We start from the raw sequence: 18,379 nt of genomic DNA, 5'->3' as shown, positions 1-18,379 counted from the left end.
TCTTGGCCTTTGCCGGACGCTCCGCGGGGCGTATTTCGAAAAAAGCGAGGACGCCGGCGGTGATGCGTAACGTGCTGCCGGTTCTGACGGTTGTGGCGGTGTTGCTGGGCCTTTGGGTGCTGGCGGTGGTGCCGATGAACATTCATCTGGCGGTGGATCAGGCGCAGCGGGACGGCGTGGTGGTGGTGCCGGAGACGCCTGTCGCGCGGCAGGAGGTGGGGGCGCTGGCGCTGGCCGCGCGCAATCCGGGGGTGATCGGGGCCACCTATACGCTGGACAGGCCGCGACTGCCGGGGCCGCAGCAGGTCGTGGCGGAGCTGTGGAAAACGACCGTGGGGACGCGGATTTCGTCGAAACAGAGCCTTGTCTATCATGGCTGGGTGACGCTGTCGGCGACGCTGCTGGGGTTTGCCATCGGCACGACGCTGGGGATCGCTTTGGCCGTCGGAATCGTGTTTTCGCGGACGATGGATCTGAGCGTCATGCCCTGGGCGATTGCCAGCCAGACGATCCCCATTCTGGCGCTGGCGCCGATGATCATCGTGATCATGGGGTCGCTGGGCATTCAGGGCTTGCTGCCGAAGGCGATCATCAGTGCCTATCTGTCATTCTTTCCCGTGGTGGTCGGCATGGTGAAGGGGTTGCGCAGCCCCGACGCAATGCAGCTGGACCTGCTGCGGACCTATTACGCGAGCCCGGCGCAGGGGTTCTGGAAACTGCGGTTGCCGGCGTCATTGCCCTATCTTTTCGCCTCGTTGAAGATCGGGATTTCGGCAGCGCTGGTGGGGGCGATCGTGGGTGAATTGCCGACCGGCGCGCGGGCCGGGTTCGGGGCGCGGATGCTGGTGGGGGATCAGTACGGCCAGCCGCTGGTGACCTGGGCGGCGCTGTTCGCCGCTGCGATCACGGCAGCGGTGCTGGTCGGGATCTTCAGCGCGCTGGAGCGGGCGTCGCTGAAGCGTATGGGGATGGTGCGATGATGGCGCTGGCCGCCGTCATGGTCGTCTGGGGCGCGGGCTGGGTCATCAACCTGATGCTGGCACGGAGGGACCACCGGGCCGCCGGATGGCTGGCGCCTTTGGTCTTTGGCCTGACGCTGTTGGTGATCTGGGAGGTGGGGGTGCGGCTGGGCAATGTCAGTCCGATCATCCTGCCGCCGCCCAGTGCCATCGCTGTCCGGTTCATGGACAGCCTGCCGATCCTCTGGGCGGATTTTGCGCAGACGATCCTGAAGGGGGCGTTGACGGGATACGTGCTGGGCGCGCTGGCGGCCTTTGCCGTCGCGGTCATGGTCGACCGGTCGGATTTTCTGACGCGGGGCATCCTGCCCGTGGGGGCCTTCATGGCGGCGCTGCCGATCGTGGGCACCGCGCCGATCTTCGTGAAGTGGCTGGGCAGCGACTGGCCGTCGAAAGCCGCCGTCGTGGGCGTCATGGTGTTCTTTCCGATCCTCGTGAACACGGTCGCGGGGCTGCGCGATACCACGGCAATGCAGCGCGACCTGATGCGGACATATGGCGCCGGCTACTGGCCCAGCCTGTTGAAGCTGCGGGTGCCTGCGGCGCTGCCTTTCGTGTTCAACGGGTTGAAGATTGCCACGACGCTGGCGCTGATCGGGGCCATCGTTGCGGAATTCTTCGGCTCTCCTACCGTGGGGATGGGCTTTCGCATCTCGACCAGCGTGGGGCAGCTTGCGCTGGACCTCGTCTGGGCGGAGATTGTCGTCGCAGCCCTTGCCGGCAGTGCCTTTTACGGTGCGATGGCGCTGATCGAGAAACGGCTGACCTTCTGGCATCCGTCGCAACGTACATAAAAAACAACCAACAAGGAGAGAGACATGAAGCATCTGATCACCGCCGCCACGCTGGCCTTTGTCGCCAGTGCGGCGACCGCGCAGGACAGCGACGTGAAACTGCAGCTGCAGTGGGTCACGCAGTCGCAGTTCGCGGGCTATTACGTGGCGCAGGACAAGGGCTATTACGAGGAAGAGGGGCTGAACGTCACCATCCTGCCCGGCGGTCCCGACATCGCGCCGCCGCAGGTGCTGGCCGGTGGCGGTGCGGACGTCATGCTGAACTGGATGCCCTCTGCCCTCGCCGCCCGGGAAAAGGGGCTGCCGGTCGTGAATATCGCGCAGCCGTTCAAGACATCGGGCCTGATGCTGACCTGCTGGAAGGACACCGGCATCACGAGCGTGGAGGATTTCAAGGGCAAGACCATCGGCGTCTGGTTCTTTGGCAACGAATATCCGTTCCTGTCGTGGATGAGCCAGGCCGGTATTTCCACCGACGGCGGCGATGACGGTGTCACGGTGTTGAAGCAGGGGTTTAACGTCGATCCGCTGTTGCAGCGGCAGGCGGACTGCATTTCCACCATGACCTATAATGAATACGGTCAGGTGCTGGATGCGGGCGTGACACCGGAGGAGCTGGTGACCTTCAAGTATGAAGACCAGGGCGTCGCCACGCTGGAAGACGGCATGTGGGTGCTGGAGGATAACCTCAAGAACCCGGAATTCGTCGACAAGATGGTGAAGTTCGTCCGTGCGTCCATGAAAGGCTGGAAGTACGCTGAAGAGAATCCCGACGAGGCGGCGCAGATCGTGCTGGACAACGACGAGACCGGTGCCCAGTCGCTGGCGGCGCAGGAACGCATGATGGGCGAAGTCGCCAAGCTGACGGCCGGATCGAACGGCACGCTGGACGAGGCCGACTATCAGCGCACCGTCGACACGTTGCTGGCGGGCGGGTCTGACCCGGTGATTTCCAAGGCACCTGAAGGCGCCTGGACGCACGAGATCACCGACAAGGCGTTGAACTGAGATAAGACCGGCGTCGCGGTGTGAACCGCGGCGCCCCCCTTCGGACCGGCGCGGTTCATGACGCGCGCTGCGGCAGGTTCAGCCTGCGTCACACCATCCCTGACAGCATCAAGCGCGCGCGGCGCGCCCTGACGGGACCGCCGGGCTGGTGGCTGGGCGGCACCATCTGTTGCGGAAACGGTCAAATGGCTGGCGGTGACGGGCGACATGGCGCCGAAACACGCAGGCCGCCGCCGCAAAATTCAGCATAGATCAGGTTTTGCCACATTCTCCTTTAGGTTGACCCAAGGGAACAGAATACCTGCTACAAATGCGCGGTAGATTTTTTTATCAAATGGAAAAATCTGTGGCGGGGACTGCGCAACATGACGAAATTCTTCAAGATCGGGCTGTTTTTCGGGGGCTTCGGCGCTGACACGATCGAGGGATCGGACACCGGCGGCATTCTGTTCGGTGGTTTTGGCCGCGACCGGATCGACGCCGGGGCCGGTGACGACATCATCTTCGGCGGATTGGGTGACGACACGATCCTGGGGGCGGCCGGCAGCGACCGGATCTTTGGTGGGTCCGGGCAGGACACGGCCGTCTACGAGGGCGGGGTCGAGGATTACCGGATCGCGTTCACCCCGGCGCGCGGGTTCAGTCCGGTGCAGGCGACGGTCACGGACCTGACCGGTGGCCGGGACCGGCTGCACAGCGTCGAGCGGCTTTATTTCGCCGCTGACGATTATACTGCCGATCTGACGGGGCGGAACAACGCCGTGCTGGCGCGCGACGATGCCGCCACTGTCACGGCCGATGCGCCGGGGGTGCTGACGGGGCTTGCCGCCAATGACTTTGACTTTGACCGCGATAGCCTGCGGATCACCTCGATCGACACGACCGATCTGGTGGGTCGCGCCACGCTGAATGCGGACGGCAGTATCGCCTATGACGCGATGGGAGCCTATGCCGGCCTGAAGGCGGGTGAGACCGCGACGACGACGCTGTCCTATACGGTGACCGACGGGCGCGGCAGCAGCGACACCGCGACGGTGACGATCACGGTGACAGGGGTGAACGATGCGCCTGTGCTGACGCTGGCCGATGCGCAGGTCTTTGAAAACAGCGTCGATGTGCTGATGGCCGCGGCGACGGATGTCGACGGCGATGCGGTGACCTACAGCATTTCCGGCACCGATGCGGCGCTGTTCGTGATCGACGCGGCGACAGGCGCGCTGTCTTTTGCCACTGCGCCGGATGCCGAGGCACCGACGGATGCAGGTGGCGACAATGTCTATGACCTGTCCGTGACGGCGACCGATAGCGGCGGGTTGTCCGCCACGTCCGACGTCAGCATCACCGTGGCCGACGTGGATGATGCGACGCCCTTCATCAACGAAATCCACTATGACAACGCGGGTAACGATGTCGGAGAGTTCGTGGAAATCGCAGGCCCGTCGGGCGGCGATCTGACCGGCTGGACGCTGGTGGCCTACAACGGGAGCGGGGGCGCGGCCTATGGGACAGTCGCCCTGACCGGCACGCTGTCCGCCGATCCGGGGCAGGGGTATGCCGTCTTCGATATCGTGGGGCTGCAGAATGGCGCCCCTGACGGTCTGGCGCTGGTCGATCCCAACGGCACGGTCACCGAATTCCTGTCCTACGAAGGGACCTTGACCGCGACCAGCGGCCCGGCAGCGGGCATGACGTCTGTCGATATCGGTGTGGCCGAGACAAACAGTGACCCCGTGGGCCTGTCGCTGCAACGGCAAGCGGACGGCACCTGGATCGGCCCTGTGGCACAGACCCCCGGTGCGGCGACCGTTGACATTGCGCCGCCGCCGCCGCCGACCGAGACGACGCTGATTTCGACCATCCAGGGCGACGGTTTTGCCAGCGCGCTGGTGGGGCAGGTGGTGCAGGTCTCTGCCGTGGTCACGATGATCGCGGCCAACGGGTTTTACCTGCAGGAGGAAGACGCCGACGCGGACGGCAATGCGGCGACGTCAGAGGGGATCTTTGTCTTTACCGGCGACACGCCGAATGTGGAGGTGTCCTATGCGGTGTCGGTCATCGGCACGGTGGCGGAATTCAACGGATCGACCCAGCTGAGCGATGCGACCTTCGACATCATCGGGCCGCTGGCCAATTTGCCGACGGCGGCAGATATTTCATTGCCCTTCGGCGATGATGCGACGCTGGAGGCGGTCGAGGGCATGCGCGTTTCGCTGGATATCGGCACGTCGGATGCGCCGTTGCAGGTGATCGAGACCTTCGAACTGGGACGTTATGGCGAGATCGTGGTGTCCGAAGGGCCGCAGTTCCAGCCGACGCAAATCTACGACGCCCAGACGCAGGCCGAAGAGATCGCAGCCCTGCAGCAGGCGAATGCGGCGAATCGGCTGACCATCGACGACGGAATCTTTGCGCAGAACCAGACGGGCTTTGCCTATATCCCCAACGTGACCGACGGGGACAATGGCAACGGCTATCTGGATATTGGCGACGATCTGTCCGCCGGTGGAACCCTGCGGATCGGGGCAGAGATCACTGCCCCGGTGACCGGCGTGATGACCTATGCCTTTGGCGAATACAAACTGGTGGCCGACAGCGTCCTGCAGATCGACGAGGCGACCAATACGCTGGCCCGCGATCCGGCGCCGGAAGACGTCGGCGGCACGCTGAAGGTGGCCAGTGTGAACACGCTGAACTACTTCACCACGCTGAACGAGCGGGGCGCCACAACGGAGGCGGATTTCCTGCGCCAGACCGACAAGCTGGTCACCGCCGTCACGGCGCTGGATGCGGATATCATCGGCTTGCAGGAGATCGAGAACAACGGCTTTGGTGACGGGTCCGCCATCGCGACGCTGGTGGATGCGCTGAACGCGCGGGCGGGTGGCGACGTCTATGCCTTCGTCGATCCGACGGGTACCGGGTCCACCATCGGCACCGATGCGATCACGACCGGGTTGATCTACCGCGTGGATGCGGTGACGGTGCTGGACTCAGGCATCCTTGACTACACGCCGGAGGGCGAGCAGCAGCAGAACCGGCCCACCGTCGCCGCCGCTTTCGAGGATGCGACCGGAGAGGTCGTGACCATCGCGGTCAACCACTTTAAGTCCAAGGGCGGGTCCGGCACCGGCGGGGACGCGGACATCGGCGACGGTCAGGGCAATTTCAACGAGACCCGCACCGCCGCCGCCGAGAAGCTGACCGCGTGGCTGGCGAGCGATCCCTTTGGCCTTGGCGATCCGGATTACCTGATCATCGGCGACCTGAATGCCTACGGCAAGGAAGACCCGGTGCAGGCGATCGAGGCGGCAGGGTATACCAGCCTGCTGGACAAACTGATCGGTGCGGATGCGTTCAGCTATACCTTCGACGGGCAGCGCGGTGCGCTGGATCAGGCGCTGGCCAGCGGGGCGCTGGAGGGGCAGGTGACGGGGATCACCGAATGGCACATCAACTCGCTGGAGCCGAGTTTGCTGGGCTATTCCTCGCAGTTCGACGATCCGGGGTGGTTCAACGGCAGCGATCCCTATTCGGCGTCGGACCACGATCCGTTGCTGATCGGCCTTCAGCTTAGCACCTATGCCGATGTGGAAATGGCCTGATCGCAGTCGGACCAGCCGCGTTGTGCATCGACCCCGCGCGCAAGGGCGGGGTCGTTGCATGGGCGGGGTCGTTGTATGGGACAGACCTAAGTTTGCTTGTCGGGATCGAAGGTCAGCAGGCGCAGGGCGTTCAGCGTGACGAGGACTGTCGCGCCCGTATCGGCGAGGATCGCGAGCCAGAGGCCGGTCAGGCCCAGAATGGTGGTGATCAGGAAGACCCCTTTCAGCCCGAGCGCGATGGTCACGTTCTGACGGATGTTCGCCATGGTCGCCCGGGCGAGCCGGATCGTGCCTGCGACATCGCTGACCCGGTTGCGCAGCATCGCGGCATCGGCGGTTTCAAGGGCGACGTCCGTGCCGGACCCCATCGCCACGCCCACATGGGCCGCGGCAAGGGCGGGCGCGTCGTTGATCCCGTCGCCGACCATCATCACGCGGCCCCGGTCCGTCATCTTGCGGATCGCCGCGACCTTGTCTTCCGGCATCAGGTCGGCGCGGTGATCCAGCCCCAGTGTGCTTGAGATCGCAGCGGCGGTGCGGGCGTTGTCGCCGGTCAGCATGACGGCCTTGATATCCAGCGACTTGAGCTGGCGGACGGCGTCGGCGGCGTCCGGGCGGGGTTCGTCCCGCAGGGCCATCAGGCCGATCAGCTGGTCCTTGCGGAAGACGGCGACGACCGTCTTGCCATCCTCCTCCAGTGTTGTGGCCCTGCGCTGGGCCGTGTCGTCGAGCACACCAGAGGCTGTGGCAAACCGGGGCGAGCCGACCCATGCCAAGGCATCGTCGACCATGGCCTCTGCCCCCTTGCCGGGGAGGGCGCGGGCGGCGGTCGCAGGCAGGGGCGCGATCCCGTCCGCCGCCGCGCGGGCCAGAATCGCTTGCGCCAGCGGATGGCTGGCACCTGCCTCGATCCCGGCGGCGAGGGCCAGAACCTCTGCCTCTGTGCCGTTGACGGGCACGATATCGGTGATCCGGGGCCGACCGACGGTCAGGGTGCCGGTCTTGTCGAAGGCGACATGGGTCGTGCGGGCCGCAGCCTCGATCACGGCGCCGCCTTTCATCAGGATGCCGTGCCGCGCACCCGCCGAGTGTGCCGACGCGATGGAGGCCGGGACCGAGATGACGAGGGCGCAGGGGCAGCCGATCAGCAGAAGCGCCAGCGCGCGGTAGACCCAGGTGTCCCAGGGCTGGGCTGCGGCGAGGGGCGGCACGATTGCCACCAGCAGGGCGACGCCCACCACGGCAGGCATGTAGATGCGGCTGAAGCGGTCGATGAACCGCTCTGTCGGCGCGCGGGCGCTTTCGGCTTCCTCGACCAGCCGCACGATGCGGGCGATGGTGTTGTCCTCTGCCGCCTTGGTCACGCGGACCCGCAGGGCGGCTTCGGTGTTGATCGACCCGGCATAGACGGGGTCGCCGGGTTCCTTGAGGTGCGGCACACTCTCACCGGTGACGGGGCTTTCGTCGACACCGGACACGCCTGCGATGACCTCTCCGTCCGCGGGCACGCGGTCGCCGGGGCGGACCAGCACGGTCTGGCCGATCGTCAGGCTGTCGGCGGGCACTTCCTGCGTGCGACCGGAGATGTCCAGCAAGGCCGTTTTCGGCACCAGTTGCGCCAGCGCCCTGATCCCGTCGCGGGCCTTGTTGGCGGCCACGCCTTCCAGCACTTCGCCCACGGCGAAGAGGAAGACGACCAGCGCGGCCTCTTCTGCGGCCCCGATGATCAGCGCACCGGTGGCGGCAATGGTCATCAGCATTTCGATGGTGAACGGCATGCGCGCCCGCGCCGCGTTCACGGCGCGCCGGGCGATGGGCGCGATGCCGATCAGCGTGGCGATCACGAAGGCGCCCTGTGCGATGCCGGGCGATGCGAGCAGTTTGACCGCCCAGGCGGCGACCAGCAGAAGGCCGGTGCCGATCACCAGCCGCCCCTTGGCGGTCTGATGCCACGCGGGGTCAGGCGTTTTGACGGGGGGTGGCGTCGTGTCCGGGGCGTGATCCGCGTCCGGCGTTTGCGCCGGAAAGGCCCCACCCGGCAGCACGAACCCCTTGCGGGGCGCTACCTGACCCTTTGGTGCGATGCCGAACCCCAGCTTTTGCACCGCCGCCTCTACCCCACCGCGGGGTGTCTGCGTTTCGTCCAGCGTCAGGCGCAGGCGTTCGGCCATCAGGGCGACGTCGACGTGGCTGACGCCGGGCAGGCGTTCGACGGCACCCCTGACCTTGCCTGCGCAAGAGGCGCAGTCCATCCCCGTGACGGTCCATTCGCAACTGGTCGTATCGGTCATCTTCATCACGCCTTCCGTGCCGCAGGGAGCGGCGATTGTCTCGCTTTGACGGACAACCTAATGTCTCTAGCAGCTATAGCTTCAAGAGGTTTCTTATGCTGACGATCGGAAAACTGGGCGAGGCGGCGGGGGTGAAGGTGCCGACCATCCGCTATTACGAACAGATCGGGCTGTTGCCGGAGCCCGAGCGCAGCGCCGGGAACCAGCGCCTTTACGGGGCGCAGGCGCGCGAACGGCTGGCGTTCATCCGTCATGCGCGCGACCTTGGCTTTCCGCTGGAGGCGATCCGCGACCTGTTGAGCCTGTCTGATACGCCCCACCAGTCCTGTGCCGCCGCCGACGTCATCGCCACAAAACAACTGGTTGCGGTGAAAGAACGGATCGCGCGGCTGACCGCCTTGCAGGCGGAGTTGGAGCGGATGCTGTCGCAATGTGCGCAAGGCACGATCGCGGATTGTCGTGTGATCGAGGTGCTGGGCGATCATGGCCTTTGCGCCAGAGACCACCGCCTGCCGACCGATGGTGGAGGCGTCGCATGACGGCCTTTCCGACCTTTGCGATCTATGCCGCCGCTGCTTTGGCCGAGATTGCCGGATGTTTCGCGGTCTGGGTCTGGATGCGGCAGGGCGCGTCCGCCGTCTGGCTTGCGCCCGGCCTTTTATCCCTTGCCGCCTTTGCCGTGTTGCTGAGCCTGTCGCCGTCGGAGGCCGCCGGCCGCGCCTTTGCGGCTTACGGCGGGGTCTATATTGCGGCCTCTTTAATCTGGCTTTGGCTGGTCGAAGGACGGCGACCCGATACATGGGACGTGACCGGAGCCGTCGTCTGTCTTGTCGGTGCTGGGATCATCCTGCTGGTGCCGCGCGGCAGTTGACGCCGCAGCGTGTTGTCCGCGCGGGACGCGACCGCCGTCACCGATAGAGCAAGACCGGTATCCTGACGGTCTGGATCATGGCCGTCGTGGTGGACCCGATGACCAGATTGCGGATCCGGCTGTGGCCATAGGCGCCCATGACCAGCAGGTCGTAACCGCCCGTCACGACAAGATCGTCCAGCACCTTGGCCGGTTCACCCGTTGCGGTGCGCGCCTGCGCGGTGATGCCAGCATCGTGCAGCCTTGCGACCGCCGCTTCGGCTGTCGATAGGGCCTTGCCGGTGTCCTGACCGATGCACAGCACCGTCAGGTCCAGAGCCGCAAAGACCGCGCTGGTCGCCATGCGATCGATCGCGACCTTGGCGCTGGCGCTGCCGTCGTAGGCGACCAGCACCTGCGTGATCGGCCTGTAGCTGCGCGAGGCGACGAAGACCGGCACGCGGGACGCCCGGATAAGCCGTTCAAGGTTCGACCCCAGATGCCCGGAGGCAAAATCGGCCCCTTCGCCGCGCTTGCCGATGGTGATGGCGCGGATGTCAGGCTCTAGGTCCTTCACGGCGTCCAGCAGATCGCCTTTGCGCAGGTGCAGCCTGACCGCTGGGACACCGTCCTGATCCAGGATCGCCTGCGCGTCCTCGAGGATGGCGTGGCCTTTGGCTTGTGCGAGCCGGGCGCGCTGCGCGTCGAGCGAGGACAGCTCTTGCAGCAGCGCGGACCGTGCGCCCAGTTTCAGGGCGCCTGACAGGTCGGTGGATGCGGCCCCTTCGCGTCGTCCCAAGACGTGCATCGCATCGACGCCGGCGTTCAGCTTTTGCGCGATCCACGCGGTGTGGTGGCAGACGCTTTCGGAATAGGCGGACCCGTCCAGCAGTGCGAGTATCTTGTCCATGTCGTCTCCTCCGTCTCAGTGGGTTGTCAGCGTGTCCATCGCGCCGGGCTTGTCGTGGATGGCAAGCCTGTCGACGATGGTTTCCGAGGCTGCGTTCATGCCGATGACCTCGACCTCTGCCCCTTCGCGGCGGAACTTGAGGATCGCCATGTCCAGCGCCTGCACCGAACTGATGTCCCAGATATGGGCGCGGCTGACGTCGATGATGACCCGGTCGGGGGCCTCTCTGAAATCGAAGGCGTTGATGAAATCCTCGGCCGAGCCGTAGAAAAGCTGCCCTTCCATCACGTAGGTGCGGGTGCGGCCGTCGTCCGACAGGGTGGAGGTGACGCGGAACAGCTGGGCGATCTTGGCGGCAAAGAAGATGCCTGACAACAGCACGCCCACCAGCACCCCGATGGCGAGGTTGTGGGTGTAGACGACCGTCGCCACCACCGACAGCATCACCACGGTCGATGAGCGTGGGTGCACCCGCATCGCGGCGATCGAGGACCACGAGAAGGTGCCGATCGACACCATGATCATGATCGCCACAAGGGCCGGCATCGGGATGCGGGCGACCAGATCGCCAAGGCCCACGACAAGGATCAGCAGAACGGTGCCGGCGGTGAACGACGACAATCGCCCGCGGCCGCCGGATTTCACGTTGATGATCGACTGGCCGATCATGGCGCAGCCTGCCATGCCGCCGATGAACCCGGTGGCCGCATTGGCAATTCCCTGCCCGATGCATTCCTGATCGCGGCTTGACCGCGTGTCGGTCAGGTCATCGACGATGTTCTGCGTCATCAGGCTTTCCAGCAGGCCCACGACGGCCACGGCAAGGGCGTAGGGCAGAATGATGAACAACGTGTCGAGCGTCAGCGGGATCTGCGGGATCAGGAACATTGGCAGCGTATCCGGCATGGCGCCCATGTCGCCCACGGTGCGCACGCCTTCCCACCCCATGCCGACGACCAGCGCCGTCAGCACGATGATCGTCACCAGCGGCGACGGCACCGCCGTCGTCAGGCGCGGCAGCAGGTAGATGATCGCCAGCCCCAGGGCCACCAGCGCATAGGTCAGTGCGGTGACGCCGGGGGTGGCCGGGTTCAGTTCCGGCAGTTGCGCCATGAAGATCAGGATCGCCAGTGCGTTCAGGAACCCGGTCATCACGGATTTCGAGACGTAGCGCATGAAGCGTCCCAGCTTCAGCCCGCCCGCCGCGATCTGGAACAGGCCTGCCAGCACGGTGGCGGCCAGCAGGTATTCCAGCCCGTGTTCGCGCACGAGGGTGATCATCAGCACGGCGGTCGCTGCCGTGGCCGCGGAGATCATGCCGGGCCGGCCGCCGACAAAGGCGGTCAGCACCGCGATCGAGAAAGAGGCGTAAAGACCCACCTTGGGATCGACGCCGGCAATGATCGAGAAGGCAATCGCCTCTGGGATCAGGGCCAGTGCGACGACGATGCCTGCAAGCACGTCACCGCGGATGTTGCCAAACCATTGTTGGCGGTAGTCGAAAAGTGTCATGAGAATTCCGCGACCCCGCAGCGAGACGTCCTGCGCGGGACGGTTCGGCCATCATGTTCAGGGTTCATCAAAAATGATCCGGCGGATCGGCGGCCGGAAGAGCCACCCGGGCTTTCACCGGGTCCTTGCGCTTGGACGTCTTCTAAGCAGGTCACGGGCAAAAGATCAACCAGAGCAAGGCCGGGCATGCTGGAAAATCGCGCAAAGACGCGGTGCAACCGCATCACGGGCAGTTTACCTCTTGTGCAAAATATAATCCTGACTAAAAGACTTTTTAACCTGACTGTTTTTGTAAGATACTGGAGATGCCGTGCCCCTTGATCAATCCAGGCCAGATGGTCCCTGTTCGCATGTATGGCTTCTTCTTGGCTGTACCGCTTTGACTTTAATGCCCATTTCCGCCGCGGCGCAGGATATGGCGACACCCTACCGTCTGTCGCCGATCATCGTGACCGGAGAGGTCGCAGCGGACGATGATGCTGCGACCGTCGTGGCACGAGAGCTTTGGGTCGGGGGCAAGGTCGCAACCAGTATCCTCGACACGCCTGCCTCTGTCTCGGTCGTCACGGCGAAAGAGATCGAGGCGCGAAACGCGGATACGCTGGAAACCGTCCTGCAGTATACCCCCGGCATCCACACGGATTACTACGGGTCGGACGATCGGAACGATTACGTGTTGGTGCGTGGGTTTCAGGCGACCAGCTACCGCGATGGCATGACGCTGGGGTCGATGCGCGGCGTGCGCGAAGACCCCTTTGCCTACGAACGGGTCGAGGCGATCAGGGGTGCGAATTCCACGCTGTTCGGCGTGTCCGATCCGGGCGGGTCGATCAACTTTGTCAGCAAGACACCGCGGTTCGCGCAATTTGGCGAAGCTTACACGACCCTCGGGTCAAACGATCACACCGAGGTGGGCGTGGATGTCGGCGATACGCTGGGTGACGGCGCAACGCTGGCCTACCGCCTGACGGCAAAGGCGCAAAGCAGCGGTCTGGACTACGACACGTCGCGCGATGACGACCTGTTGCTGATGGGCGGGCTGACCTGGCAGCCGTCGGAGGGGACGGCGCTGACCGTTGTCGTCGACCGCCTGACACGGGACGGCACCCCCAACAGCGGCGGCTATCCCAAGGACGGCCTGTTCGACCGGTCCGACTTCTTTGGCGAGCGGGATTACAACGATCATGACGTGGCCCGGTCGACAGTGTCCGCGCTGTTCCGCCATGAATTCGCGGGCGGTTTGAATCTGCGGGCGAACCTGCGCTACAGCGATCTGAGCGACGATTTCGGGTATGCCTACATCGTTGATACCGGGGCAGATGACGGGACCGTCTTTGACCGCGCCTACTACGGGTCAGACAGCACGGCGCGCGAGCTGATCGGGAACGTGATGCTGCAATACGATGGGCAGTTCGGCGGCATCGCCAGCAGCACGCTGGCCGGGATCGAATGGCGCGACGCGGAAAGCGACAGTGCGTCCTATTATACCAATGCTCCGGCCATCGACGTGGCTGATCCGGTCTACGCCGGCGCGCCTGCGGGCCTGACAGCTTACGCGACATCGCGGCAGGATGACGCGACCACGTCGTTGCTCCTGCAGCAGAATCTGTCCTTCAACGATCGGATCATCGTGACCGCCGGGGTGCGCCGCGACTGGCTGGCGCTGTCCAGCACCGGTCAGACCTATGGTGCGGGTTTCGACGACAGTGACGAGTTCGCGGAAACGTCCTGGCGCGGGGCGCTGACCTATAAGGTCACCGACGCGATTTCGGCCTATGCCAGCTATGTCCAGTCCGTGGCGCCGCCGCAGATCGGCGTCGCACCGGAACGCGGCCACCAATACGAGGCGGGCGTAAAGGTTCAGCCGGCGGGGATAAACGCGCTGGTCTCGGCCGCGGTGTTCGATCTGGAAAAGAACGACATCACCGTGGCGGTCGTGCAGGAAGACGGGTCCATCCGTCAGGAGCTGGTCGGCAAGACCCGCGCCCGCGGCGTCGAGGTCGAGGGCAAGGCCGAACTGGCCAACAACCTGAGCATCATCGGCGGCTATTCCTACATCGACGCGACGGTGGATCGTGCCGTTGTCCGTGGCACGGATGTGTCCGGCCAGTCCTTCGCCAATGTGCCGCATCATACGGCGTCCCTGTGGCTGAGCTATGCCATGCCGGCGCGCGGGGCTGTGGGCGCGCAGACCTTTGGCGTCGGGGCCCGCTATATCGGCGCGTACGATTACGGATTGCCCAATGACAGAAAGGCGGACGCCGCCGTGCTGGTGGATGCGGCCTATACCTATGCCTTTGACGACAGCACCGAGATCGCGTTGAACGTCAGCAACCTGTTCGACGAACAGCACGTCGTGGGGTCCGGGACGGCGAACTATTACAACCCGGCCCGCAACATCGCCGCCACCCTCCGCAAAAGCTGGTGAATGGGGCTGCACCCGCTGCGCAGTACCCCTCACGACATGAACTGGATCTGTCCGATGTTGACTTTGATACGCTGCGGCCTTGGCGTGACACTTGCCGCAGGCCTGTTGCTGGCGGCCCAAGGGGCACTGGCGCAGGAGTATCCCCTGACCATCACCCATGCCTTCGGGACCACGACGATCGCGGCAAAGCCCGAACGGGTCGCCACCGTGTCCTGGGGCAATCAGGACGTGCCTTTGGCGCTGGGCGTCGTGCCCGTCGGCTTTGCCCGGGCGAATTTCGGGGACGATGACGGCGACGGGCTGTTGCCCTGGGTCGCCGCGCGGCTGACCGCACTGGGCGCCGCGACGCCGCCGCTGTTCGATGAAGGGGACGGCATCGATTTCGAGGGCGTCGCCGCCGTGCAGCCCGACGTGATCCTAGCCGCCTATTCCGGCCTTAGCCAGGCGGACTATGACACGCTGCGCCAGATCGCCCCGGTCGTGGCCTACCCGGACCAGCCCTGGGCCGCGGACTGGCGCGAGATGATCCGTCTGAACAGCGCGGGCATGGGCATGGTGGACGCGGGAGAGGACCTGATTGCGGACCTTGAAGACGACATTGCGCAGGCCGTCGCGGAATATCCGGTGCTTGCGGGCAAGACGGCGATGTTCATCACTCATCTTGATGCGCGCGACCTGAGCAGGTTGTCTTTCTACACCGCCAACGACACGCGGGTCCGGTTCTTTGACGATCTGGGCCTGTCGTCGCCCGCGCGTGTGCGGGCGGCCTCTGCCGACGGGCGATTTTCGGCGCAGGTGAGCGCGGAGCGGATCGACGATTTCGCGGATGCGGATATCGTCGTGACCTACGGTACGGAGGCGCTGCGCAAGGCGATGGCCGAGAACCCGCTCGCCGCGCGGATGGCGGCGGTGCAAACCGGGTCGGTGGTGCTGCTGGGCAATGACGCCCTTGGGACGGCGGCCAATCCGACGCCGCTGTCGATCCCATGGGTCTTGGACGATTACCTGGCCTTGCTGGCCGACGCGGCCGGCCGCTTGGAATGACGGCGCGGCTGCATCTGCAAGGGCCGCGGATCGGGCGGCCCGGCTGGCTGATGCTGACGCTGGTGGCGCTGTGTCTGGCCGCGGTGGCGTCGGTGACGATCGGCACGCGGGCCGTGGGCTGGGCGGATATCGGCGCGGCCCTGAGCGGTCGCACCGAGACCATCGGTCAGGCCGCCGTTGCCCTGCGCCTGCCACGCACGGCGCTGGCGGGACTGGCGGGCGCGGCGCTGGGCGTGGCGGGTGCGGTGATGCAGGGTGTGACGCGCAATCCGCTGGCGGACCCTGGCCTGTTGGGCGTGAACGGTGGCGCGGCCCTCGCCGTGGTGATCGGCATCGCCTGGTTCGGGATCGATACGGTGGACGCCTATATCTGGACCGGCATTCTGGGGGCCGGGGCCGCGTCCTGCTTTGTCTTCGTCGTGGGGTCGCTGGGCCGGGGCGGGCCTACGCCGGTGAAGCTGACACTGGCCGGGGCTGCGACCTCTATCACATCAGGATCGCTCGTACTGGCGCTGGTGCTGGGGCGCAACGATATCGCGGGATCGGTGCAGGCGTGGCAGGTCGGCGGCGTCGGAGGGGCGACCGTGGCGGGGATTGCGCCGATGTTGCCCTTTGTGGTGGTAGGTCTGGGCGTCGGCCTGCTGTCCGCGCGGGCGTTGAACATGCTGGCGCTGGGGGATGACACCGCCGCCGCCTTTGGCGTCCGCGTGCCTGTCGCGCGCGCTGCGGCGCTGGTCTGCGCTGTCATGCTGTGCGGTGTGACGACGGCGATCTGCGGCCCCATCGGATTTGTCGGGCTGGTCGTGCCGCACCTGTGCCGTCTGCTGGTCGGTGTCGATCACCGCTGGCTGTTGCCGTTCTGCGCCCTGACCGGCGCAACCTTGTTGATCGGGGCGGACGTCGTGGGCCGTGTCATCGCCCGCCCGGCCGAGGTCGATGTCAGCATCATCACCGCCTTCATCGGCGCGCCGGTCTTCATCGGGATCGTCCGGCGGCGCAAGGTGCGTGACCTGTGACGGTGGTGTCCGCAACTTTGCCCCTTCTGGCGCAATTGCGACGCGCGCACCGTCAGCGAGGGCGGCGGGTCGTGGCGATTCTGCCGCTGTTGCTGATCGCAGGCGCGCTGCTGAGCCTGATGGTCGGCCAGTCGGTCACGCCTTTGCCCGATGTCCTGCGCGTTCTGGCCGGGCAGGATGTGCCGGGGGCAAGCTTTACCGTCGGCACCCTGCGCCTGCCGCGCATGGTCATGGCCGTGCTGGCGGGGCTGAGCTTTGGTCTGGGCGGCGCTGCCTGCCAGTCGCTGTTGCGCAACCCGCTGGCCAGTCCCGACATCATCGGCATCACCGCCGGCAGCGGTGCCGCCGCAGTCTTTGCCATCGTCGTCTTGCAGTGGACGGGCGTGGCGGTGTCGGTCCTGTCCATCGCGGGCGGCCTTGGCACGGCGCTGTTGATCTACACCCTGGCCTGGCGCGACGGGCTGGCCGGTGCCCGGCTGATCCTGATCGGCATTGGCATTTCGGCCATGCTGAGCAGCGTGACCGCCTGTGTCCTGTTGCAGGCCCCGGCGTTTCGCCTGCAAGAGGCGCTGCGCTGGCTGACCGGCAGTGTGAACGGCGTGCAGCTGGGACAGGCCGTGCCGCTGATCCTGTCGCTGCTGGTGTTTGGCGGGCTGCTGCTGGGCCAGTCGCGCGATCTTGGGGCGATTGCGCTGGGCGACGACAAGGCCGCAGCCCTTGGCGTGCGGCTGGGCAGGGTGCGGCTTTGCGTGATCCTTGGGATCGTCGGGCTGATTTCGGTCGCCACGGCGGCGGTCGGTCCTGTCGCCTTCGTGTCCTTTCTGGCCGGTCCGATCGCCGCGCGTCTGGTGGGGCCGGGACGCCCGGTGCTGATCCTTGCCGCACTGGTCGGCGCCGTGCTGGTGCTGGGCGGGGATTACGTCGGGCAGTTCCTGCTGCCCTACCGCTATCCCGCAGGCGTCGTGACCGGCGCGCTTGGCGGGCCATATCTGCTTTACATGATCGTCCGGATGAACCGGACAGGACGCGTCTCATGACCCAACCTTCACTCGTGGCCAGAAACCTCGACGCAGGTTACGGCGACCGCACCGTGTTGCGGGGCCTTGAGCTGAGCGTGCCGAAGGGTCGGATCACGGCCATCGTCGGGGCCAACGCCTGCGGCAAGTCGACCCTGCTGCGTGCGATGTCGCGGCTGCTGATGCCGTCCGGCGGAGAGGTGCTGCTGGACGGCAGGTCGATTCACCGCATGGCGCCGCGCGCGCTGGCGCAGCGTTTGGGTCTGCTGCCGCAACAGCCCACGGCCCCCGACGGGATCACCGTGGCCGACCTTGTCAGCCGGGGTCGCCATCCGCATCACGGGATGCTGTCGCGCTGGACGGCGGCCGATGACGCCGCCGTCGCCCGCGCGTTGGAGGCGACGGGTACCGCCGATCTGGCCGCGCGCGAGATTGACGCGCTGTCCGGCGGGCAGCGGCAGCGGGTCTGGATCGCGATGGCACTGGCCCAGCAGACAGAGGTGCTGCTGCTGGACGAGCCGACGACGTTCCTTGATATCGCGCACCAGATCGAGGTGCTGGACCTGCTGGTCGACCTTAACCGCGCCGACGGCACGACGATCGTCATGGTGCTGCACGACCTGAATCTGGCGGCGCGCTATGCCGATTGGATCGTGGCACTGGCGCAGGGACAGCTGCACGCGGCAGGGCCGCCAGCAGATGTCCTGACCGCCGGGATGGTGCAAAGCGTCTTCGGCCTCGACTGCCGGATTATGATCGATCCAGCCTCTGGCCGGCCGATGATGCTGCCCCACAGTCGCCACGACCCGGCGCAAAAGCGGCACGCCTCATGAGGTGCCGAAGCGCCTTGCCCCCTTGCGGCGCAATAAACTGCGATACACACCGAACC

Annotated in this window: 14 protein-coding genes and 1 other annotated feature; of the genes, 11 read left to right on the top strand and 3 right to left on the bottom strand. The window is 65.8% G+C overall.

All coding sequences use genetic code 11. The annotated features are described in order from the left end of the window. Positions 1 to 62: 62 nt before the first annotated feature. The 4 genes from GLR48_RS03935 (at position 63) to GLR48_RS03920 (ending at position 6,423) form a co-directional block, all read left to right on the top strand. Positions 63 to 980: an ABC transporter permease gene (locus tag GLR48_RS03935; protein WP_237064349.1), complete on the top strand. Its 918-nt coding sequence runs from the start codon at positions 63 to 65 to the stop codon at positions 978 to 980. Continuing rightward, on the top strand, positions 977 to 1,813 hold the full coding sequence (locus tag GLR48_RS03930; protein ID WP_442915750.1) for an ABC transporter permease: 837 nt from the start codon (positions 977 to 979) through the stop codon (positions 1,811 to 1,813). Before GLR48_RS03935 ends, GLR48_RS03930 begins: the two co-directional genes overlap by 4 nt. Positions 1,814 to 1,837: 24 nt before the next feature. Next, on the top strand, positions 1,838 to 2,821 hold the full coding sequence (locus GLR48_RS03925; RefSeq protein ID WP_237058849.1) for an ABC transporter substrate-binding protein: 984 nt from the start codon (positions 1,838 to 1,840) through the stop codon (positions 2,819 to 2,821). A gap of 365 nt (positions 2,822 to 3,186) precedes the next feature. Then, positions 3,187 to 6,423 (top strand): ExeM/NucH family extracellular endonuclease, encoded by a 3,237-nt coding sequence (locus tag GLR48_RS03920; RefSeq protein WP_237058848.1) that lies wholly within the window; start codon positions 3,187 to 3,189, stop codon positions 6,421 to 6,423. 86 nt (positions 6,424 to 6,509) lie between these two features. Here the strand turns inward: GLR48_RS03920 and GLR48_RS03915 are convergent, their stop codons facing one another. Then, positions 6,510 to 8,720, bottom strand: coding sequence for a heavy metal translocating P-type ATPase (locus GLR48_RS03915; protein WP_442915747.1), 2,211 nt, complete (start codon positions 8,718 to 8,720; stop codon positions 6,510 to 6,512). 89 nt (positions 8,721 to 8,809) lie between these two features. Between GLR48_RS03915 and GLR48_RS03910 the strand changes: the two genes are divergently transcribed. Then, positions 8,810 to 9,253: a MerR family transcriptional regulator gene (locus GLR48_RS03910; protein ID WP_237058846.1), complete on the top strand. Its 444-nt coding sequence runs from the start codon at positions 8,810 to 8,812 to the stop codon at positions 9,251 to 9,253. Then, positions 9,250 to 9,585, top strand: coding sequence for a YnfA family protein (locus GLR48_RS03905; protein WP_237058844.1), 336 nt, complete (start codon positions 9,250 to 9,252; stop codon positions 9,583 to 9,585). The genes GLR48_RS03910 and GLR48_RS03905 overlap by 4 nt, the downstream gene beginning before the upstream one ends. A 37-nt stretch (positions 9,586 to 9,622) precedes the next feature. Here GLR48_RS03905 and GLR48_RS03900 read toward each other — a convergent pair whose 3' ends face one another. Both GLR48_RS03900 and GLR48_RS03895 read right to left on the bottom strand, forming a co-directional pair. Then, positions 9,623 to 10,474: a universal stress protein gene (locus GLR48_RS03900; protein ID WP_237058842.1), complete on the bottom strand. Its 852-nt coding sequence runs from the start codon at positions 10,472 to 10,474 to the stop codon at positions 9,623 to 9,625. A 15-nt stretch (positions 10,475 to 10,489) separates the two neighbouring features. Beyond that, entirely contained in the window at positions 10,490 to 11,986 is a 1,497-nt protein-coding gene (locus GLR48_RS03895; protein ID WP_237058840.1) for a SulP family inorganic anion transporter, read from the bottom strand. Positions 11,987 to 12,058: 72 nt separating this feature from the next. Next, positions 12,059 to 12,114, bottom strand: a sequence feature (sul1 is cis-regulatory element that is thought to sense ions involved in sulfur or methionine metabolism; They are found in Alphaproteobacteria). A 260-nt stretch (positions 12,115 to 12,374) separates the two neighbouring features. On the opposite strand from GLR48_RS03895, the gene GLR48_RS03890 reads away from it, so the two are divergent. From GLR48_RS03890 to GLR48_RS03870, 5 genes are read left to right on the top strand one after another with little or no spacing between them, the layout of a single operon-like run. Further along, positions 12,375 to 14,414: a TonB-dependent siderophore receptor gene (locus GLR48_RS03890; RefSeq protein ID WP_237058838.1), complete on the top strand. Its 2,040-nt coding sequence runs from the start codon at positions 12,375 to 12,377 to the stop codon at positions 14,412 to 14,414. Positions 14,415 to 14,468: 54 nt separating this feature from the next. Continuing rightward, entirely contained in the window at positions 14,469 to 15,458 is a 990-nt protein-coding gene (locus GLR48_RS03885; RefSeq protein ID WP_237058836.1) for an iron-siderophore ABC transporter substrate-binding protein, read from the top strand. After that, positions 15,455 to 16,474: a FecCD family ABC transporter permease gene (locus GLR48_RS03880; RefSeq protein ID WP_442915746.1), complete on the top strand. Its 1,020-nt coding sequence runs from the start codon at positions 15,455 to 15,457 to the stop codon at positions 16,472 to 16,474. Before GLR48_RS03885 ends, GLR48_RS03880 begins: the two co-directional genes overlap by 4 nt. A gap of 5 nt (positions 16,475 to 16,479) precedes the next feature. Then, positions 16,480 to 17,511: a FecCD family ABC transporter permease gene (locus tag GLR48_RS03875; RefSeq protein ID WP_442915828.1), complete on the top strand. Its 1,032-nt coding sequence runs from the start codon at positions 16,480 to 16,482 to the stop codon at positions 17,509 to 17,511. Next, positions 17,508 to 18,323 carry an ABC transporter ATP-binding protein gene (locus GLR48_RS03870; protein WP_237058833.1) on the top strand — a complete coding sequence of 272 codons (816 nt, stop codon included), beginning with the start codon at positions 17,508 to 17,510 and terminating at the stop codon, positions 18,321 to 18,323. Before GLR48_RS03875 ends, GLR48_RS03870 begins: the two co-directional genes overlap by 4 nt. The last annotated feature ends 56 nt before the right edge of the window (positions 18,324 to 18,379 follow it).

It is taken from the genome of Loktanella sp. M215 (genome assembly GCF_021735925.1).
Classification (GTDB): Bacteria; Pseudomonadota; Alphaproteobacteria; order Rhodobacterales; family Rhodobacteraceae; genus Loktanella.
Note: the sequence above shows the minus strand (reverse complement) of the source record. Positions and strands in the feature narration are given on the sequence as shown.